The following is a 19524-nucleotide window of genomic DNA, read 5'->3' as shown; positions in this document are numbered from 1 at the left end:
CGTGAAGTAAAAAGTAACGTATAAAAAAACTCCTCATTACAAAATGTAATGAGGAGTTTTAAAAGAAAGGCAACGACCTACTCTCCCACCTGTGGCAGTACCATCGGCGCTAATGGGCTTAACTTCTCTGTTCGGAATGGTAAGAGGTGAGCCCCATTGCTATAATCACCTTAAATTGTTTCAGTATATTTCAACTGTATAAGTTAACATATTGCTAAAATCATATCGCTTATTCAAATATTTATAAAACTATTTGAACATAAAGAGTATCCTTCCCGAACTCCTAAAAGTTCGGGAGGAACGTACATAAGCCTATGGGTTATTAGTACTACTCGGCTACATACATTACTGCACTTACACCTATAGCCTATCAACGTGGTCATCTCCCACGACCCTTTAAAGAAATCTCATCTTGTGGTGGGTTTCGCGCTTATATGCTTTCAGCGCTTATCCCTTCCGAACGTAGCTACTCAGCAGTGCCCCTGGCGAGACAACTGATACACTAGAGGTTCGTCCAACTCGGTCCTCTCGTACTAAAGTCAGATCCACTCAAATTTCTAACGCCCACAGCAGATAGAGACCGAACTGTCTCACGACGTTCTGAACCCAGCTCGCGTGCCACTTTAATGGGCGAACAGCCCAACCCTTGGGACCTTCTCCAGCCCCAGGATGTGACGAGCCGACATCGAGGTGCCAAACCCCCCCGTCGATGTGAGCTCTTGGGGGAGATCAGCCTGTTATCCCCGGAGTACCTTTTATCCTTTGAGCGATGGCCCTTCCATTCGGAACCACCGGATCACTATGCTCTACTTTCGTACCTGATCGACCTGTATGTCTCTCAGTCAAGCTCCCTTATGCCATTGCACTCTACGCACGGTTACCAAGCGTGCTGAGGGAACCTTTAGAAGCCTCCGTTACTCTTTTGGAGGCGACCACCCCAGTCAAACTACCCACCACGCACTGTTCTCATCACTGAGTTAGGCTCTAGATAAGCAAAGGGTGGTATTTCAAGGTTGACTCCACAACCCCTAGCGAGGCCGCTTCAATGTCTCCCACCTATCCTACACATTACTTATCCAAAGTCAATACGAAGCTATAGTAAAGGTTCACGGGGTCTTTTCGTCCCGCTGCGGGTAATCGGCATCTTCACCGATACTACAATTTCACCGAGCTCATGGCTGAGACAGTATCCAGATCGTTGCACCATTCGTGCAGGTCGGAACTTACCCGACAAGGAATTTCGCTACCTTAGGACCGTTATAGTTACGGCCGCCGTTTACTGGGGCTTCATTTGAGATCTTCGCCGAAGCTAAACCCTCCACTTAACCTTCCAGCACCGGGCAGGTGTCAGGCCTTATACATCATCTTTCAATTTAGCAAAGCCCTGTGTTTTTGATAAACAGTCGCCTGGATCTTTTCACTGCGGCCAGCATTACTGCTGGCGACCTTTCTCCCGAAGTTACAGGTCTATTTTGCCTAGTTCCTTAGCCATGAATCTCTCGAGCACCTTAGAATTCTCATCCCAACTACCTGTGTCGGTTTACGGTACGGGTTCTTATAAACTGAAGCTTAGAGGTTTTTCTTGGAAGTTCTTAACCGCACTATCCACGCTTCCGAAGAGTTGTGGTACTATCACACTTCAGCTAAGTCTGCGGATTTGCCTACAGTCCTAATACCTACATGTTTCAACGAGCTATTCCGTCAGCTCGCGGCGGGTTCATTACTCCGTCACCCCATCGCATTTATAAGAAGTACAGGAATATTAACCTGTTGTCCATCGACTACTCCTTTCGGATTCGCCTTAGGTCCCGACTAACCCTCAGCTGATTAGCATCGCTGAGGAAACCTTAGTCTTTCGGTGTGCGGGTTTCTCACCCGCATTATCGTTACTTATGCCTACATTTTCTTTTCTATACGTTCCAGAAAACCTTACAGTTCGCCTTCAACACATATAGAATGCTCCCCTACCACTTTTAAAAGTCCATAGCTTCGGTAATATGTTTATGCCCGATTATTATCCATGCAAAACCGCTCGACTAGTGAGCTGTTACGCACTCTTTAAATGAATGGCTGCTTCCAAGCCAACATCCTAGCTGTCTAAGCAGTTTCACCTCGTTTTTTCAACTTAACATATATTTGGGGACCTTAGCTGATGGTCTGGGTTCTTTCCCTCTCGGACATGGACCTTAGCACCCATGCCCTCACTGCTGATAAACATTTTATAGCATTCGGAGTTTGTCAGGAATTGGTAGGCGGTGAAGCCCCCGCATCCAATCAGTAGCTCTACCTCTATAAAACTTTTAATCAACGCTGCACCTAAATGCATTTCGGGGAGTACGAGCTATTTCCGAGTTTGATTGGCCTTTCACCCCTACCCACAGGTCATCCAAAGACTTTTCAACGTCAACTGGTTCGGTCCTCCACTGTGTGTTACCACAGCTTCAACCTGCCCATGGGTAGATCACTCGGTTTCGCGTCTACTACTACTAACTTAACCGCCCTATTCAGACTCGCTTTCGCTTCGGCTCCGAACCTTAAATTCTTAACCTTGCTAGTAACAGTAACTCGTAGGCTCATTATGCAAAAGGCACGCCGTCACCACGAATGGCTCCGACCGCTTGTAGGCGTACGGTTTCAGGTTCTATTTCACTCCCTTACTTAGGGTTCTTTTCACCTTTCCCTCACGGTACTAGTTCACTATCGGTCTTTCAGGAGTATTTAGCCTTAGCGGATGGTCCCGCCAGATTCATACAGGATTACACGTGTCCCGCACTACTCAGGATACTACTATCTCTTCTTCGATTACCTATACGAGACTATCACTCTCTTTGGTTAGTCTTTCCAAACTATTCTAGTTCTCTTAAATTCGAATATTGTAGTCCTACAACCCCAATACTGCCGTAACAATATTGGTTTGGGCTATTCCGCGTTCGCTCGCCACTACTAGCGGAATCACTTTTGTTTTCTTCTCCTCCGGGTACTTAGATGTTTCAGTTCTCCGGGTTTGCTCACCTTGCGGTGTGATATATCTTCAATATACCGGGTTGCCCCATTCGGAAATTTACGGATCATAATGTATGTGCCACTCCCCGTAACTTATCGCAGCTTATCGCGTCCTTCTTCGCCTCTGAAAGCCTAGGCATCCTCCATACGCCCTTATTTAGCTTATTGTACTTTTTGCTTCCGATATTAATCGGAAACGAGCTCTTTATAATTCTTAATTATATTTTTATAAAAATATATCGTTAGATACTTAAATCTAACGCTCTATCTTGATTCTTTACGATATCATTTTACCAATATGTCAATGAACTTGTGCCGAGTCAGAACTGATAAATATTTCAGTTACCAACCTGGTATAATACCTTGTGATAATAATTATCTATAGGTATTATCTAGTGGAGAATATCGGAGTCGAACCGATGACCTCTTGCGTGCAAGGCAAGCGCTCTAGCCAGCTGAGCTAATCCCCCATGTACTTCTAGTATGAGGCTTAACTATTGAGTTATGAGTCGTTAAACATTCTCAACATAACCCGCTTCTAGAATTTCCTTTAACTAAATACCAAACAAAAAAAAGTAGTCTTGGGCAGGCTCGAACTGCCGACCTCTACATTATCAGTGTAGCGCTCTAACCAGCTGAGCTACAAGACTATTTAAGATCTGATCTTAGTCTTTTTTATTTTAAAATTAACAGCAGAGTAAAATTACACTTCCTTCTGTAACTTAACACCATCTTCTCTAGAAAGGAGGTGTTCCAGCCGCACCTTCCGGTACGGCTACCTTGTTACGACTTAGCCCTAGTTACTAGTTTTACCCTAGGCAGCTCCTTGCGGTAACCGACTTCAGGCACCCCCAGCTTCCATGGCTTGACGGGCGGTGTGTACAAGGCCCGGGAACGTATTCACCGGATCATGGCTGATATCCGATTACTAGCGATTCCAGCTTCACGGAGTCGAGTTGCAGACTCCGATCCGAACTGTGATATGGTTTATAGATTCGCTCCTATTCGCATAGTGGCTGCTCATTGTCCATACCATTGTAGCACGTGTGTGGCCCAGGACGTAAGGGCCGTGATGATTTGACGTCATCCCCACCTTCCTCACGGTTTGCACCGGCAGTCTCGCTAGAGTCCTCAGCTTTACCTGCTAGCAACTAACGATAGGGGTTGCGCTCGTTATAGGACTTAACCTGACACCTCACGGCACGAGCTGACGACAACCATGCAGCACCTTGTGAAATGTCCGAAGAAAAAGCTATCTCTAGCCCTGTCATTCCACATTTAAGCCCTGGTAAGGTTCCTCGCGTATCATCGAATTAAACCACATGCTCCACCGCTTGTGCGGGCCCCCGTCAATTCCTTTGAGTTTCAATCTTGCGATCGTACTCCCCAGGTGGGACACTTATCACTTTCGCTTAGTCACTGAATCTAAATCCAACAACTAGTGTCCATCGTTTACGGCGTGGACTACCAGGGTATCTAATCCTGTTCGCTCCCCACGCTTTCGTCCATGAGCGTCAGTATATACGTAGTAGACTGCCTTCGCAATCGGTATTCTGTGTAATATCTATGCATTTCACCGCTACACTACACATTCTATCTACTTCCGTATAACTCAAGTCAACCAGTATCAAAGGCAGTTCTACAGTTAAGCTGTAGGATTTCACCTCTGACTTAATTGACCGCCTGCGGACCCTTTAAACCCAATGATTCCGGATAACGCTTGCACCCTCCGTATTACCGCGGCTGCTGGCACGGAGTTAGCCGGTGCTTATTCTTACGGTACCGTCAAGGTCGTACACGTACGACTGTTTCTTCCCGTATAAAAGCAGTTTACAACCCATAGGGCAGTCTTCCTGCACGCGGCATGGCTGGTTCAGGCTTGCGCCCATTGACCAATATTCCTCACTGCTGCCTCCCGTAGGAGTCTGGTCCGTGTCTCAGTACCAGTGTGGGGGATAATCCTCTCAGACCCCCTACCTATCGTTGCCATGGTAAGCCGTTACCTCACCATCTAGCTAATAGGACGCATAGTCATCTTGTACCAATAAATCTTTAATATACAACCGATGCCAATCATATATATTATGGAGTATTAATCTTCATTTCTAAAGGCTATCCTCCTGTACAAGGCAGATTCTATACGCGTTACGCACCCGTGCGCCGGTCGTCAGCAAGTAGCAAGCTACTCCTGTTACCCCTCGACTTGCATGTGTTAAGCCTGCCGCTAGCGTTCATCCTGAGCCAGGATCAAACTCTTCATTGTATAATCTTTAATATTATTTAATGTCAAGTCTTCAAAAGAATTTTCAAGTGGTAAACCCTAAAGCTTACCGTGGTAATTCTACTCTAATTACGCTGTCAATTTCAATATTTTCAATGAACTTGTTAACCCAAAATAATCAATATAATCTCAATCAATATCTCAAATTAAACTCTTGTAGAAATGCTAGAATCGAACTAACTGATAAACTAATTATCATTCCAAAATTTCTGTGATCGTGTCGCTCTCCGTAAGCGGATGCAAAACTAAAAACTTTTTTAAAAATAACAAACATTTTTGAAAGTTTTTTTTAGTTTTTTTTCAGAACAGCCGAAGTCAAATTAAAACCTCAAACAAACTAAAAAAAAGCAGACAATTACTAATTATCTTACCCCCTTTATAACTCTAAAACAACACGCTAAATCAATGAACTTGCTAACCCTTTTACTATGCGTTTTTCGCGTTAGCGGTTGCAAACATACAACCATTTTTTATTCTAACAAGACTTTTTTTAACCTTTTTTTAAACCAAACAAAAAAATAGCTTAACCTGAGTTAATTACCTTTTTCAGTTTTAATCGCTACTTCTTTTTTCTACCCCTACTCCTCCCAAACATCTTCTTATAAAAACTTACATCAATCGTTCCTTTACGCTCTGAAACTATATGCCTATATGGCTTGTTTAACTTAGGCTCTTGATAAACTAAAGACTCATTAATCAATGAACGTTGAATTACATCCTCTATTAAATAGTCTTCATTTTCAGTTTCAGGTTTGTATTTTGATTTTAAAGATAGTTTAAACAAATTTGCTGTAGTGTTGTACCAAAATGCTTTCCAGCCACTTCTCAAAGACTTTATATTATTAAAAGCAGTTCTACCTGTTTGTCTATGTATAAGTTTGAGTAGAATTCTTCCCTCAGTCCGTGTAAGCTTTTTTAACCTGGAAGTTAATTCTTCTTCTAAATATTCCTGGACAGTTTTTATATATCTTCTTTTTTTTCTTTTCGATTTTATTTTCTCTAGTCGTAAATTTAGACTATCTAGTCTTTTGGCTGCTAATACAGCATATGGGTATGCCCTATGTACTTTTCTTTTAAACCACATGTAATATCTTAGATCTATTGTTGATTTAAACTTATGCTTCGGCAGTATTGACACCTCGTTAAGGTGAATCATAAGAGAATCCGCTTCCTGTAAATAATTGTAACTATTTTCAAGTTGTAGAAAGTCTTCTTCTTTTGTTTGGCTATTTGCGACTAAACCGAATAATAGAACATATAAAATTAAAATACTTTTCATTACAGTGGACAAACCATTTTCAAAAGAAAATATTAATAAACCAAAGGTAATTATTTTAAATTTTATAAAATTTCAATTTTAACTTTTTTATTACATATATTTGTTTCTATGGTACAAATTAAAACATATGATGCCATTAAAATTTCCTGTGATATTTCTTCAGAATTAGAGGATAATTTAGTTGTAGAAGCGCCTCTTCAGATCAATATTAATAGTCAACCCTATACAGTTGTTATGCGAACACCTGGAAATGATAAATACCTCATACAAGGATTACTCTTTGCTGAAGATATATACAAAAAACCTTCTCCAATAAAAATTGAAAATTTTAACAATAAAGAAAGTTTTGGCACTATCATTAATGTTATTATAGCAAAAATTGATTTAGGAAATGGGTATTTAAATAAAAGAACATTGCTTTCTGTCTCATCATGTGGTATTTGTGGAAAAAAGGAAATCAATGATATAAAAATTAAAGAAACTCCAATTACAAAAAAAATTCATTTAACTTTTTCTGAAATAAAGCAAATGTTCGCTACAATGAATTCTACTCAAACGGTCTTTCAATTAACAGGAGGTAGTCATGCAAGTGCTGTATTCAATAAAAACAAAAACTTACTTACTTCAATGGAAGATATTGGTAGGCATAATGCTGTTGATAAATGTATAGGATACCTAATACAATCAAATAAACTGAATGAAGCTACCATAATTTTAGTTAGTGGAAGAGTTTCTTATGAAATTATTAGTAAAGCTTTTTTTGCTAAAATTCCAATTATCATTGCTGTTTCTGCTTGTTCTTCTTTGGCTGTTGACTTTGCTAAAGAATTTGGAATATGTTTAATTGGTTTTACAAGAAATAAAAAAATGACAATTTACTCACATCCTCATACTATTCATTCATTATGAGTACAAAAAAAACAAATGCACAACCTCCAGAAAAGCATACTGGAATTAATCTAAAAAAAATACCTGCAAAAGCGGTTGGTGCAACTGCTATAAAGTCAGCTCTAAAACATATTATTTCAGAGGTGGGTATTACAAAGGGGGCTAGTTTATTAAAAAACATGAACCAAACTTATGGTTTCGATTGTCCAGGTTGCGCTTGGCCTGACCCAGATGAAAAGAGAGCTTTTTTAGCTGAATATTGCGAAAATGGAGCTAAAGCAATTGCTGAAGAAGCTACAAAAAATAAAGTTAGTCCAATGTTCTTAGCAACACATTCTGTACAAGAGCTTTCTGAATGGTCTGACTTTGAAATTGGAAAAAGTGGCAGAATAACTGCACCCATGTTACTAAAGGAAGGAAATGCCAATTATGAAGAAATATCATGGGAAAAGGCCTTCACTCTAATAGGAGATCATTTAAATAATTTAAAATCTCCCGATGAAGCAATATTTTACACTTCAGGAAGAACAAGTAACGAAGCTGCATTTTTATACCAGCTTTTTGCTCGTCAATATGGCACAAATAATTTGCCTGATTGTTCTAATATGTGTCATGAAAGTAGTGGTAGTGGGCTATCACAAACCCTAGGTATTGGAAAAGGGTCAGTAACTCTTGATGATTTTAATCATGCCGATTTAGTAATTGTCATTGGACAAAATCCAGGAACAAACCATCCAAGAATGTTAACTGCATTAAGTGAAACAAAAAAAAAAGGTGGTAAAATCATAACCATAAACCCTCTTTCTGAAGTTGGGCTTATGAATTATGTCGACCCTCAAAATCCTTTAAAATGGTTCGGAAATGGTCAAAAATTGACAGATTATTTTCTTCAAATAAAAATAAATGGTGACGTTGCCTTATTAAAAATTATAATGAAGTTAATGAAGCAAAAAGAAGAAGAGCGTCCAGGTTCCGTGTTTAACCATGATTTTATTAAAAATCAAACTCATGGTTTTGATGATCTCATGGAAAATCTTGATTCTTATTCCATAGATCAACTTTTACCCCAAACGGGATTAACACTTGAAGAAATCAAAAAAGCCTCTGAACTTATTATTAATAATGAAAATATTATTATTTGTTGGGCTATGGGACTTACGCAACATAAAAATGGAGTTGATAATATAAGAGAGGTCGTTAATTTACTTCTTTTAAAAGGGAGTATTGGAAAAAAAGGTGCAGGAACATGTCCTGTTCGTGGTCATTCTAATGTTCAAGGCGACCGTACTATGGGAATTTGGGAAAAGCCTAAGTTATCCTTTTTAAATGCGTTGGAAAAAGAATTTAAATTTAACACGCCAAAAAAACATGGATATGACGTTGTTGGAGCTATTGAAGCCATGCATAAAAAAAAGGCAAAAGTATTCATAGCAATGGGAGGTAATTTTATTTCAGCAGCTCCAGACACCGAATTTACTGCATCAGCAATGAGAAATTGTAATTTAACTGTTCATGTTTCTACAAAATTAAATAGAAGTCATTTGATACATGGTAAACAAGCTTTAATTCTACCCTGCTTAGGAAGATCTGAAAAAGATGTTCAAAATGGAATTGAACAATTTATTTCCGTTGAAAATTCAATGGGAATTGTACATAAATCGAAAGGGCATCTTCCTCCCTGTTCTTCTCTTTTATTGAGTGAGCCTAAGATTATCGCTGGTATAGCAGAAAAAACATTAAAAAACACTAAGGTAAATTGGAAAAAGCTGTCTTCAAACTATGATTTGATAAGAAATAAAATTGAAGCAACTATTAATGGTTTTGAAAATTATAATGAAAGAATTCGTAAAAAAGGAGGTTTTTATCTTCCTAATAATGCTCGAAAAGGAGACTTCTCTTCTACTTCAACAGGTAGAGCTAATTTTACTTTAAATAAAACTTCGGATATTATTTTACGTGATGATCAATTCATTTTAATGACGATAAGAACCCACGATCAATATAATACAACAATCTACGGTTTAGATGATAGATATAGAGGGGTGTATAATGAAAGAAGAGTTGTTTTTATGAACCCAGAAGATGTGAAAAAATTTAAACTTAAAAAATTAGATAAGATTAATTTAATTAGTCATTTTCAAGATGAAAAAAGGATTGCAAAATACTTTTTAGTCATACCCTATAATATACCTAAGAACTGCATGGCTACTTACTTTCCAGAAGCTAACGTTTTAATACCTATAAAAAACAAAGCAAGAATTAGTAACACACCTGCCTCTAAAGGAGTTATCATCAGTATTGAGAAGTCAAATTAAAAAAGATTTGTATTTTTGTATCCTAAACCAACTTTAAAGAACAAAGTATGCCTTTTATCGAAGAATCAAAGTACCAATTAATGCAAGAAGACATTGATAATGCAAAATTAAAACTAGAAGAAAAAGAAAAGGAATTAAGCGATATGCAAGAAAATATTCAGCATCAAAAGCAAAAAGCTAGAACAATTGCTGTTATTTTGGGGCTTCTTTTAGGTCTTGCAATAGGAATTATATTTTTTATGCCAAGAATCGGTGGTGAAAAGGGTAATAAAAAAATTGATGTAACTAAAATTAAAGCACAAGAAGCAAAAAGAGTTATAGATAGTATTTCCAATTCTACTAGTTCTTATGAAGATGAAGACTTAAATCAAGAAAATACAAGTATTGATGACGATATTAGCAACATTGAAGAGAATTATAATGGACAAACTGTATATTCTGTTCAAATCGGAATTTTTTCCAAAAATAGACATCCTTTGATATCAGAAAACACTTTAGTTGGAATCGCATCAAAAAATGATGAATTATTTAAATACTCAATAGGTTTATTTGAAGCACTTAGTGAAGCAAAAAAGATGAAAACTGAATTAGTTAAAATAGGGTTTCAAGATGCTTTTGTCGCTTCTTACATTAACGGAGAACGACAGAAAATACATCATTAAATTGACTTAATTAATATACATGTTAAAAAATTTAATAAAAAAAGCACTCACCTTTAGTTTAGGATTGAGTGCTTATTTGTTGCAAGGACAAGACCAAATTCCTCTTTTTAAAACTCAAAACGCATTCGGCCAAATAGATTTTTTATCGGTAAATATGCCTAAAAAAGAAGTTAATATGGGGTTTTCAGGAGTTCATTATAACTTAAAAATAAATGATTGGAGCTATGCTGGATTAGGTATGTATAGTTCCATTAGTGGTATTAGAGGTGGTTTTTTTACGCTAGGCGTTAATGCAGGAATTCAAAAAAAATTAACAAATAAACTATTTTTAGATTCTGGTATTCATTTTGGCGGCGGCGGCGGTGCATCCGCACCTGATGGTGGCGGTGCTTTTATTCTTCCTCATATAAATCTTGGCTATAACTTTGACTATTTTTCAATTAATGCTGGTTACAGTTATATTAACTTTTTTGATGAAGGACTCATAAAAAGTAATCAGTTTAATATAGCTCTTCAAATACCTCTTTCATTCAATTACACTACATTTAATAATAAAGAAATTAGTTGTTCAATAGAAAAATTAAAAGCAACTGATTGGGGAAACATCCCTGTAAATAAAAACTCCTTATTTGTACATTTAAATAATATGAATGTAACTAAAGGAAACTATAACGGAAAAACAATTCATTTAGCTGGTTTTGAATTTAATTCATACCTAAATGATAACTTTTTCTATTTTATAAAATCAGATGGTGCGTATAAAGGTATTAAAGCAGGATATATGGACCTTTTTATAGGAGCTGGATATCAACTTTATTTTAATAAAAAACGCACAAATATTCTGACTAAATTTGGTATTGGTGCAGGTGGTGGTGGTGGTGTAGATACGCAAGGAGGCTTTTTGCTTTATCCCGATATTTCTCTAGAACAAAAACTTTTTGACAATATATATTTTTCTTTAAACAAAGGCTATGTATTAAGTCCAAATACTCATTTTTCAGCATCTTCATTTGGATATGGATTAAAATATTATGTTGATAAAGATGGAGCATCTTCTAACCAGAGTACTTATTCCTTAGGAAAGTTTAAAGGCATTGAAGCCATCATAAAACAAGATTTTTACACTGATGCTCAAAGAGATAAGAACAAAAGACAGGATTTACATCAAATATCTTTTCAAGTTAATTTTTTCTTAAACGAGCATATATTTGTAGCAGGTCAAGCCGCTTTTGCTAATTTTGGAGATGCGGGAGCCTATGCTGAAGGAATTGTTGGGCTTGGTATAAAATCCAATCGATTCTTTAGAAATTCAACATATATCTTCACTCAAATGCTAGGAGGTGCTGCTGGTGGTGGTGGTATTAGTACTGGTCAAGGACTCATTCTTAAACCCAGTATAGGCTTAGATTTCAAATTAAATAGAATGTTAAGTTTTAGGCTTGGAACAGGATTTATAAAAGCTAAAAGAGGCGCCTTAGATACTTCTATCTTTAACCTTGGTATTAATTATAAATTTTCATTTTTAAGCATGAAAAATTAACAAGTAACTAACTATAGAATATCTTATTTTAGTTTTATCATTAGTTTGTTATTTTAAGCTGGGCTCAAGTTAAAATTGAAATTAAATATTGTTTTAACGTTTATAAAACAATATGTTTGTAATTATATCCACTGAATTATGTTTTTCTCTGATTTTCAAAATCAAATTAGTCATTTTAAGCAACGTTCTCTCGGGGGAGTTACTTCACAATTAAAGTTAGCTCCTGAAATTCGTCTAAGATATACAGAAGCAATGATACTAGATAGAAACCCCAGAGAGGCAGCTGTTTTAGCATTGTTTTATCCCAATGAAAATAATGATACCACATTTTTATTAACAAAACGTGCTAGTTACAAAGGAACTCATTCCGCGCAAGTAAGTTTCCCTGGAGGAAAGCCTGATCCTATTGATTTAAATTTAAAAAGCACAGCTTTGAGAGAGGCTAATGAGGAAATCGGTATTAATCATAATGAAATAACAATTATTCGTAGGCTATCCGATACCTATATACCACCTAGTAATTTCTTAGTTGCTCCTTTTATAGGTTATTGTAATCGGAAACCAATTTTTAAACCAAATTATGAAGTTGCTGAAATAATAGAGGTTTCAGTAAAGGAATTATTAAATGAATCTAATGTCATATATACACCTATGAGTACTTCATATATGGATAATGTTGAAGTACCTAGCTTTAAATTAAATGGTTATATTGTTTGGGGAGCTACGGCAATGATATTATCTGAAATTAAAGATTTAATTAAATTATAACATTTTTCTTTTTCTTTTGTAATTTAGCATTTTACTAACAAAAACAACATATATGCCCCTATTCAAAAGGAATCCGTTTGGACATATTTTATGGATAAAAAAATGGTTAATTCGTATCTTAGGTATCATCTCTCATGGAAGGTATCGAAGATTTAACGAACTCCAAATAGAGGGCTCTGAAATTATACGTCAACTTCCAGATCAGAACGTTCTTTTCATATCTAATCACCAAACTTATTTTGCTGATGTAGCTGCAATGTTTCATGTATTTAATGCTGCTCTAAAGGGGCGAATTGATAATATCAAAAATATTGGATATATCTGGCATCCGAAACTTAATATATACTATATAGCTGCTGGAGAAACCATGAGATCAGGATTATTACCAAAAATATTTGCATATACTGGATCCGTATCAATTGATAGAACGTGGAGAAGTGGTGGAAAAAATATTAATCGTCAAGTAAAGTTGTCTGACATTTCAAATATAGGAAAAGCTTTAGATGATGGTTGGGTTGTTACATTTCCTCAAGGTACAACTACCGCTTTCAAACCAATAAGAAGAGGTACTGCTCATATTATCAAAACTTATAAACCTATTGTAGTACCTATTGTTATTGATGGATTTAGAAGATCTTTTGATAAAAAAGGATTACAAATCAAAAAACGTAATGTATTGCAATCAATGATTATAAAAGAACCTTTAGAAATTGATTATGAAAATGAAAACATACAAAGTATTGTAGAAAAAATTGAATATGCAATTGAGCAGCATCCCTCTTTTCTAAAAGTTCTTACTCCTTTGCAAATTAAAGAACAAGAAGAACTTAATGAGAAACGTAAGTTTTGGTGCTAATTTAATTATAAATCTTACACTTATTCAAACTAATTAAATACATAATAATGGATTCAAAATCAATTCTCAATAAGAAATCTATTGAATTTTTAGAAAAATATTTAAATAACGCATCACCTACAGGATACGAGTGGGAGGGTCAAAAAATTTGGATGAATTACCTGAAACCTTATGTTGATGAATTCATTACAGACACATATGGTTCCGCTGTAGGAGTCATAAACCCTGAAGCTAAATATAAGGTAGTCATTGAGGGGCATGCTGATGAAATCTCTTGGTACGTTAATTATATTTCTGATAACGGCTTGATTTATGTGATACGAAATGGAGGTAGTGATCATCAAATTGCTCCTAGTAAAATAGTTAATATTCATACCAAAAACGGAATCGTAAAAGGTGTATTTGGGTGGCCTGCAATACATACAAGGAATAGAGCTAAAGAAGAAGCACCAAAGCCTGATAATATTTTTATTGATTGCGGATGCTCTAATAAGGAAGAAGTTGAAAAGCTAGGTATTCATGTAGGTTGTGTTATTACTTATCCCGATGAATTTCATATTCTAAACGAAAACAAATTTATTTGTAGAGCACTTGATAATCGAATGGGAGGCTTTATGATAGCTGAAGTAGCTAGATTATTACATGAAAATGGTAAGAAACTTCCTTTCGGCCTATATATTACCAACTCCGTTCAAGAAGAAATCGGATTAAGAGGAGCCGAAATGATTACGCAAACAATTAAACCTAATGTTGCTATCGTCACAGATGTGACTCATGATACGACAACACCAATGATTGATCAAAAAAAAGAAGGACATTTAGAGCTTGGTAAAGGACCTGTTGTAGCTTATGCTCCTGCAGTTCAACAAAAGCTAAGAGATTTAATTATAGACACTGCTGAAGAGAAAAAAATACCTTTTCAACGTTCTGCTTTATCGAGAGCAACTGGTACCGATACTGATGCATTTGCATATAGTAATGGAGGCGTAGCATCAGCACTTATATCCTTACCACTTCGCTACATGCACACCACCGTTGAAATGGTTCACAAAGAGGATGTTGAAAATGTTATTAAAATGATATATGAGAGCCTTCTAAAAATTAAAGAAGGCGAGAATTTCTCGTATTTCAAATAATAAATAAAAAACGTTGCTGTAAAATTGTCAGTAGCGTTTTTTTTACTTCTAGCTATAATTAGCCTTTTATAAAAAATACGTCAAAAGTTTATTAAAAATTGTATTTGACTTAAAATATATTATCGTTAATTTAAATAACAACAGTATGGATGAATTAATTGACATTGTTGATAAAAAAGGTAATTATACAGGAAAAACATGTTGGAAATCTGAGGCACATAAATATGGATATTATCATATTACCGCTCATGTATGGTTATACACATTAGATAAAAAAATATTACTTCAAAAAAGAGCTTTAACCAAAAAAGTTTATCCAGGTATATGGGATATTTCTGTTGCTGGACATGTATCTGCTGGTGAAAAAATAGAAATAGCTGCAATAAGGGAAGCTAAAGAAGAAATTAATTTTATTATCAAACCAGAAAAGTTACATAAAATTGATGTTCGTAGGCATAAGGTTACGCACAGAAATGGCATAATTGATAATGAATTTCATCATGTATTTATTTCTGAACTAACTGATCATATAGAAAATTTAAGAATTCAAAAACTTGAAGTAGATGATGTAAAACTGTTTGATTTGACTATTTTAAATGAAATAAGTAAACACGAAGGTATTTTGTTACCTGAATACCAAAATTACTATTCTTTTGTTTATAATAAAATTAAAGATATTTTAGCATAAACACTATTGTAAAACTAAATCCTCCTATCCTACTGCTTTTGGCAATAAAATAGTTATTTTAGTACCTTTATTTAACTCGCTTTCAAAATTAATGCTTCCTTTATTTTTCTTTATTAAAGTTTGACATAATAAAATTCCTAGTCCGACTCCTTTTGACCGATTAATTTTTTCAATACTAAGATCTTTTAATGCGTTTATTTTCTCTAATTTTTGAGGCAAAATACCTTGACCTGTATCTTTAATTTCTATTTTTACTTTATCATCAGTAAAAACCCCAGCCCTTATTTTAATTTCGCCTTTATTCAATATATATTTAAGAGAGTTATCTAATAGGTTTCTTAAAACTATTTTGATAGATTCCTTATCTATGTAAACCAAAACATTATCTAATTCGGTTACAATTTTAACTTGCCTCATTTCTATGAAAACTAAATAATCATGCAATACGTGTTTAATAAGTGGTTTTAAAGAATATTCTTTAGCACTAAACATCAATTGATTACTTTGTTCTAAAGACCAATGGAGTATATTATTTAATAAGTGGCTTGTACTATCCGTTACAAAGATCGCCTTGTCATTCGCTTGTTTAATTCCAGCTAAATCATTTGATTCAATACAAGATTTTAGAATTAAATGTTGCTTTTTAATAGCATTCATCGGAGATCTTAAATCATGAGAAACTACAGCAAATAAATAATCTTTCGTATTATTTGCTATTTTTAAATCTTCTTTCTGTAACGTAATTAATTGGTTCTTTTTTTTTAGTTTGTGATATAAATTCCATAGAACTCCTATAAAAACAATCAACACAGCAGCTCCTAAAAGTAATATTTTTTGTATATTTTTTTGTCTTTTTAATTCTTTTTCTTGAGGTGAAAGCTCGTGAACAACATTAAAAGAATTTAAATTATTAGTAACTTCGAATAAACCATTGCTAATAAATCTATCTTTTCTGTATTTTATTTCTTTTTCTTTTAGTATACCCCCTTCAATACTAGATGGAACCTGTGTTATTGATTTAACTACACCAATTGAAATAAACTCTAAACGAGGAATTTCTAAATCTATTAAATTTATAAAACGATCATTTATTTTAATATGAGGAAATTCTTCAATTTCATTTACATACTTTAAAAAATTTGTCGCTCCACTAGAATAGGTAGAAAAATAAACTAAAAAAAATAAACTAAGTAGTTTTCTAATTAGCTGCATTGGAAAATAGAATAGCCGTTCCTAAATCAATTTTTGAACTTCTATTTGTATTTTGATTATTTAAAATGTCTGTAGTAATAGAATCAATAATTGCATAAAGTGAGGGTTCTGTATTGAGGAAGTCATTTTGTCTCCCTTTTTCTACTAAATATTCGAACGTATTTTTACACGGAAAAATAAGGTTAAATTTATTTAGGGGTGCTTCAACATTGAAAAAATAATTGTATTTTTTCTCCCATCCCGTTAATAATTTTTTAGAAAAAATTTCTTTTTTATTGTAATTAATCTTACAAACAAACCCCCTCTTAAGTTTTCGTTTATTGTTTGCAATTTTCATAATAGTTTGGCTTTTTAGTTTGATCAAATTTACAATAAAATTTCAATTATTTTAAAAAAAACAGTGACGTTTGTTTTATCAACAACTAAAAAAACTCCTTTTAAAACCTTTCCTCATCAATTGTCCTAAATGTTAAATTTATTCTTGGTTGTTGTACTTTTTTTGTAGATGGTAAACTATGCAACCAATTTTTTTGTGTACTTCCTTTCATTACAAGAAGTGACCCATTTTGTAGATTTAGAGAAACTGTATTTTTATTTTTTTTATGCTTAAAAACAAATTTACGCTCTGCTCCTAATGACAAAGATGCAATAGTTCCAAACTGTTTTAAGTCTTTTTCATCATCTGAGTGCCATCCCATACCTTCAGATCCACTATGATATAAATTTAACAAACATGAATTATATGTTTCTTTCGTCTTTTCTTCTACCAGTTCTTTTAATTCCAATAAATCTTCAGTAAAAAGTGTTGCTACTTTTGTCATATTTGAATAAGAATATTTAAAAGGCTTTTCAGCATACCAAGCTACTTTTCTTTTAGTTACAATTCGTCTTCCAAAAATTAAAACCTCGTCATTTATCCATTCAATATTTTTCATTAGCCTTTCAAAATACGTTTTAGTCTCTTCTTTTTCTAGAATCATACCATGATAGAAGACCCTACCATCTTCTGGTAATAAATTGTCAGAAATATCATTAAATTGAGAAAAAAGATCCATTTTTTTAGCTAAATTAATATTAACAAATTTAAGGTTTTTGCTTGTTATTTTTCCCATAGCTAAATGCTGCAACAAAAAAGTTTTATTTGTTTCTTGGCATTCGGTTTTCTATTTTTGCTCTTGTTTAATTCAAGGCTTAATGGAACATTTTATAGTATCAGCAAGAAAGTATCGCCCTCAAACCTTTACAGATGTAGTAGGTCAACAAGCGATTACAAATACACTAGAAAATGCCATTAAGAATAATCATTTAGCCCAAGCTTTATTGTTCACAGGGCCAAGGGGTGTTGGGAAAACTTCTTGTGCTAGAATTCTTGCTAAAAGAATTAATGAAGAAGCGTCTCAAAGTAATGAAGATGATGAGGATTTCGCTTTTAATATTTTTGAATTAGACGCAGCATCGAATAATTCAGTAGACGATATCAGAAACTTAACTGACCAAGTTAGAATTCCTCCACAAACAGGAAAATATAAGGTTTATATTATTGATGAAGTTCACATGCTATCTCAAGCTGCTTTTAACGCTTTCCTAAAAACACTTGAAGAACCTCCTGCTCATGCTATTTTCATTTTAGCTACTACAGAAAAACACAAAATTATACCTACAATTTTATCAAGATGTCAGATATTTGATTTTAAAAGAATTAGTGTTTTTGACGCTAAAGAATATTTAAAAACTATTTGTTCTAAGGAGAATATTAACGCTGAGGATGATGCACTTCATATAATTGCTCAAAAAGCAGATGGAGCAATGCGTGATGCTTTGTCTATATTTGATAGAGTAGTAAGCTTTTCTGGAAATAACTTAACGAGAGGAGCTGTCAATCAAAACCTTAATGTTTTAGATTATGACATCTATTTTTCATTAACCGATTTGCTTATAGAAAACAAAATTCCTGAAATTTTGATAGCTTATAATAATGTTCTGTCGAAAGGTTTTGAAGGAAATCATTTTATAAGTGGTTTAGCTTCACATTTTAGAGATTTACTTGTTTCAAAAGATTCCTCTACAATTTCATTATTAGAGGTTGGTGATTCCGCTAAGAAAAAATACCAAGAGCAAGCCATAAAAGCTACAATGGATTTTTTATTACAAGCTATAGACAAAGCTAATGATTGTGATCTAAAATATAAAACTAGTAAAAATCAGCGATTGCTTGTTGAACTGACCTTAATGCAAATTGCCTCTATCACATTCGATGGAGCAAAAAAAAAATCTAGGAACTACATAATACCAGCTACGTTTTTTACAACTTTAACACCAAAAGTCACCAAACAAAATAAAAAGATTCTAAAGCAATCTAAACAAGAAGTAAATGAAGTTTTAAAAGTAAAAGATTCAAAACCTTTATTAAAAGATGTAAAAAGAAGAACTTCTGCTCTTTCGTTCAAAAGTCTTAGTCAAAAAAAAGAATATAAAAAAGTTGATGAAGAAGAGAACTATGATAATCATCCTCGAACAAATTTTACTCATAAACAACTGAAAGATGCTTGGAAAAAATACTATTTTAATCTACAGGATATTGGTGAGAGAAGTATGGCTTCTATCATCGCGTCAGATGAGCCTAAATTATACGAAAATTATCAAATCGGAATTTCAGTACCTAATGAATTAATGTTTAATCAATTAAACAAAGGAAAACCTAAATTATTACGTTTTTTGAGGGAAAAATTAAACAACTATGGCATTCAGATTATTATAAATTTGAATGAAACTGTAGAAAAAAAGTTTGCTTATACTCCACAAGAAAAGTTCGCGAAATTAAAAGAAAAAAACCCTCTTTTAGAAAAGTTCAAAACGGCTTTTGGTTTGGATCTTTAGAAGATTTTTCTCAGTTATA

Annotated in this window: 13 protein-coding genes, 2 tRNA genes and 3 rRNA genes; 9 read left to right on the top strand and 9 right to left on the bottom strand. The window is 34.3% G+C overall.

Features of this window, described 5'->3' with window-relative positions; all coding sequences use genetic code 11:
- Positions 1-64 precede the first annotated feature (64 nt).
- From rrf to AC2GW8_RS00745, 6 genes are all read right to left on the bottom strand, one after another.
- Positions 65-173 (bottom strand): 5S ribosomal RNA (gene rrf, locus AC2GW8_RS00770).
- 129 nt (positions 174-302) lie between these two features.
- Positions 303-3171, bottom strand: a 23S ribosomal RNA gene (locus AC2GW8_RS00765).
- A 228-nt stretch (positions 3172-3399) separates the two neighbouring features.
- A tRNA-Ala gene (locus tag AC2GW8_RS00760) sits at positions 3400-3473 on the bottom strand.
- A gap of 106 nt (positions 3474-3579) precedes the next feature.
- Positions 3580-3653: transfer RNA gene (locus AC2GW8_RS00755), tRNA-Ile, on the bottom strand.
- A gap of 91 nt (positions 3654-3744) precedes the next feature.
- Positions 3745-5266, bottom strand: a 16S ribosomal RNA gene (locus AC2GW8_RS00750).
- Together the 16S, 23S and 5S rRNA genes with 2 tRNA genes alongside form the textbook arrangement of a ribosomal RNA operon.
- A 577-nt stretch (positions 5267-5843) precedes the next feature.
- A complete protein-coding gene (locus AC2GW8_RS00745; protein ID WP_440880890.1) occupies positions 5844-6563 on the bottom strand; it encodes a DUF4294 domain-containing protein in 720 nt (239 codons plus the stop codon).
- Between the two features lie 108 nt (positions 6564-6671).
- Between AC2GW8_RS00745 and fdhD the strand changes: the two genes are divergently transcribed.
- The 8 genes from fdhD (at position 6672) to AC2GW8_RS00705 (ending at position 15416) form a co-directional block, all read left to right on the top strand.
- Entirely contained in the window at positions 6672-7472 is an 801-nt protein-coding gene (gene fdhD, locus AC2GW8_RS00740; RefSeq protein WP_440880889.1) for a formate dehydrogenase accessory sulfurtransferase FdhD, read from the top strand.
- On the top strand, positions 7469-9766 hold the full coding sequence (locus AC2GW8_RS00735; RefSeq protein ID WP_440880888.1) for an FdhF/YdeP family oxidoreductase: 2298 nt from the start codon (positions 7469-7471) through the stop codon (positions 9764-9766). The genes fdhD and AC2GW8_RS00735 overlap by 4 nt, the downstream gene beginning before the upstream one ends.
- A gap of 47 nt (positions 9767-9813) precedes the next feature.
- Positions 9814-10428 (top strand): SPOR domain-containing protein, encoded by a 615-nt coding sequence (locus AC2GW8_RS00730; RefSeq protein WP_440880887.1) that lies wholly within the window; start codon positions 9814-9816, stop codon positions 10426-10428.
- Between the two features lie 19 nt (positions 10429-10447).
- Positions 10448-11968, top strand: a complete 1521-nt coding sequence (locus AC2GW8_RS00725; protein WP_440880886.1) for a hypothetical protein — start codon at positions 10448-10450, stop codon at positions 11966-11968.
- Positions 11969-12106: 138 nt separating this feature from the next.
- Positions 12107-12736, top strand: coding sequence for an NUDIX hydrolase (locus tag AC2GW8_RS00720; protein WP_440880885.1), 630 nt, complete (start codon positions 12107-12109; stop codon positions 12734-12736).
- 52 nt (positions 12737-12788) lie between these two features.
- Complete coding sequence (locus AC2GW8_RS00715; RefSeq protein ID WP_440880884.1) at positions 12789-13592, top strand: lysophospholipid acyltransferase family protein; 804 nt, start codon at positions 12789-12791, stop codon at positions 13590-13592.
- Between the two features lie 47 nt (positions 13593-13639).
- Positions 13640-14728, top strand: a complete 1089-nt coding sequence (locus AC2GW8_RS00710; RefSeq protein WP_440880883.1) for a M42 family metallopeptidase — start codon at positions 13640-13642, stop codon at positions 14726-14728.
- Positions 14729-14873: 145 nt separating this feature from the next.
- Positions 14874-15416, top strand: coding sequence for an NUDIX hydrolase (locus AC2GW8_RS00705; protein WP_440880882.1), 543 nt, complete (start codon positions 14874-14876; stop codon positions 15414-15416).
- Positions 15417-15440: 24 nt separating this feature from the next.
- Here the strand turns inward: AC2GW8_RS00705 and AC2GW8_RS00700 are convergent, their stop codons facing one another.
- From AC2GW8_RS00700 to AC2GW8_RS00690, 3 genes are all read right to left on the bottom strand, one after another.
- Positions 15441-16628: a sensor histidine kinase gene (locus AC2GW8_RS00700; protein WP_440880881.1), complete on the bottom strand. Its 1188-nt coding sequence runs from the start codon at positions 16626-16628 to the stop codon at positions 15441-15443.
- On the bottom strand, positions 16615-16965 hold the full coding sequence (locus AC2GW8_RS00695) for a hypothetical protein (RefSeq protein ID WP_440880880.1): 351 nt from the start codon (positions 16963-16965) through the stop codon (positions 16615-16617). Before AC2GW8_RS00695 ends, AC2GW8_RS00700 begins: the two co-directional genes overlap by 14 nt.
- Positions 16966-17065: 100 nt before the next feature.
- Positions 17066-17683: an alpha-ketoglutarate-dependent dioxygenase AlkB family protein gene (locus tag AC2GW8_RS00690; protein WP_440882230.1), complete on the bottom strand. Its 618-nt coding sequence runs from the start codon at positions 17681-17683 to the stop codon at positions 17066-17068.
- Positions 17684-17822: 139 nt separating this feature from the next.
- Between AC2GW8_RS00690 and dnaX the strand changes: the two genes are divergently transcribed.
- Complete coding sequence (gene dnaX / locus AC2GW8_RS00685) at positions 17823-19505, top strand: DNA polymerase III subunit gamma/tau (protein ID WP_440880879.1); 1683 nt, start codon at positions 17823-17825, stop codon at positions 19503-19505.
- Positions 19506-19524 lie beyond the last annotated feature (19 nt).

The organism is Tenacibaculum profundi (genome assembly GCF_057162725.1).
The sequence above is the reverse complement of the archived record's forward strand: the minus strand, read 5'-3'. Positions and strand labels throughout refer to the sequence as shown.

Bases quoted from the DNA above. Each gene is read 5' to 3' on its own strand.
- AC2GW8_RS00745 (WP_440880890.1), bottom strand. From the start codon at position 6,563: ATGAAAAGTATTTTAATTTTATATGTTCTATTATTCGGTTTAGTCGCA.
- fdhD (WP_440880889.1), top strand. From the start codon at position 6,672: ATGGTACAAATTAAAACATATGATGCCATTAAAATTTCCTGTGATATT.
- AC2GW8_RS00735 (WP_440880888.1), top strand. From the start codon at position 7,469: ATGAGTACAAAAAAAACAAATGCACAACCTCCAGAAAAGCATACTGGA.
- AC2GW8_RS00730 (WP_440880887.1), top strand. From the start codon at position 9,814: ATGCCTTTTATCGAAGAATCAAAGTACCAATTAATGCAAGAAGACATT.
- AC2GW8_RS00725 (WP_440880886.1), top strand. From the start codon at position 10,448: ATGTTAAAAAATTTAATAAAAAAAGCACTCACCTTTAGTTTAGGATTG.
- AC2GW8_RS00720 (WP_440880885.1), top strand. From the start codon at position 12,107: ATGTTTTTCTCTGATTTTCAAAATCAAATTAGTCATTTTAAGCAACGT.
- AC2GW8_RS00715 (WP_440880884.1), top strand. From the start codon at position 12,789: ATGCCCCTATTCAAAAGGAATCCGTTTGGACATATTTTATGGATAAAA.
- AC2GW8_RS00710 (WP_440880883.1), top strand. From the start codon at position 13,640: ATGGATTCAAAATCAATTCTCAATAAGAAATCTATTGAATTTTTAGAA.
- AC2GW8_RS00705 (WP_440880882.1), top strand. From the start codon at position 14,874: ATGGATGAATTAATTGACATTGTTGATAAAAAAGGTAATTATACAGGA.
- AC2GW8_RS00700 (WP_440880881.1), bottom strand. From the start codon at position 16,628: ATGCAGCTAATTAGAAAACTACTTAGTTTATTTTTTTTAGTTTATTTT.
- AC2GW8_RS00695 (WP_440880880.1), bottom strand. From the start codon at position 16,965: ATGAAAATTGCAAACAATAAACGAAAACTTAAGAGGGGGTTTGTTTGT.
- AC2GW8_RS00690 (WP_440882230.1), bottom strand. From the start codon at position 17,683: ATGGATCTTTTTTCTCAATTTAATGATATTTCTGACAATTTATTACCA.
- dnaX (WP_440880879.1), top strand. From the start codon at position 17,823: ATGGAACATTTTATAGTATCAGCAAGAAAGTATCGCCCTCAAACCTTT.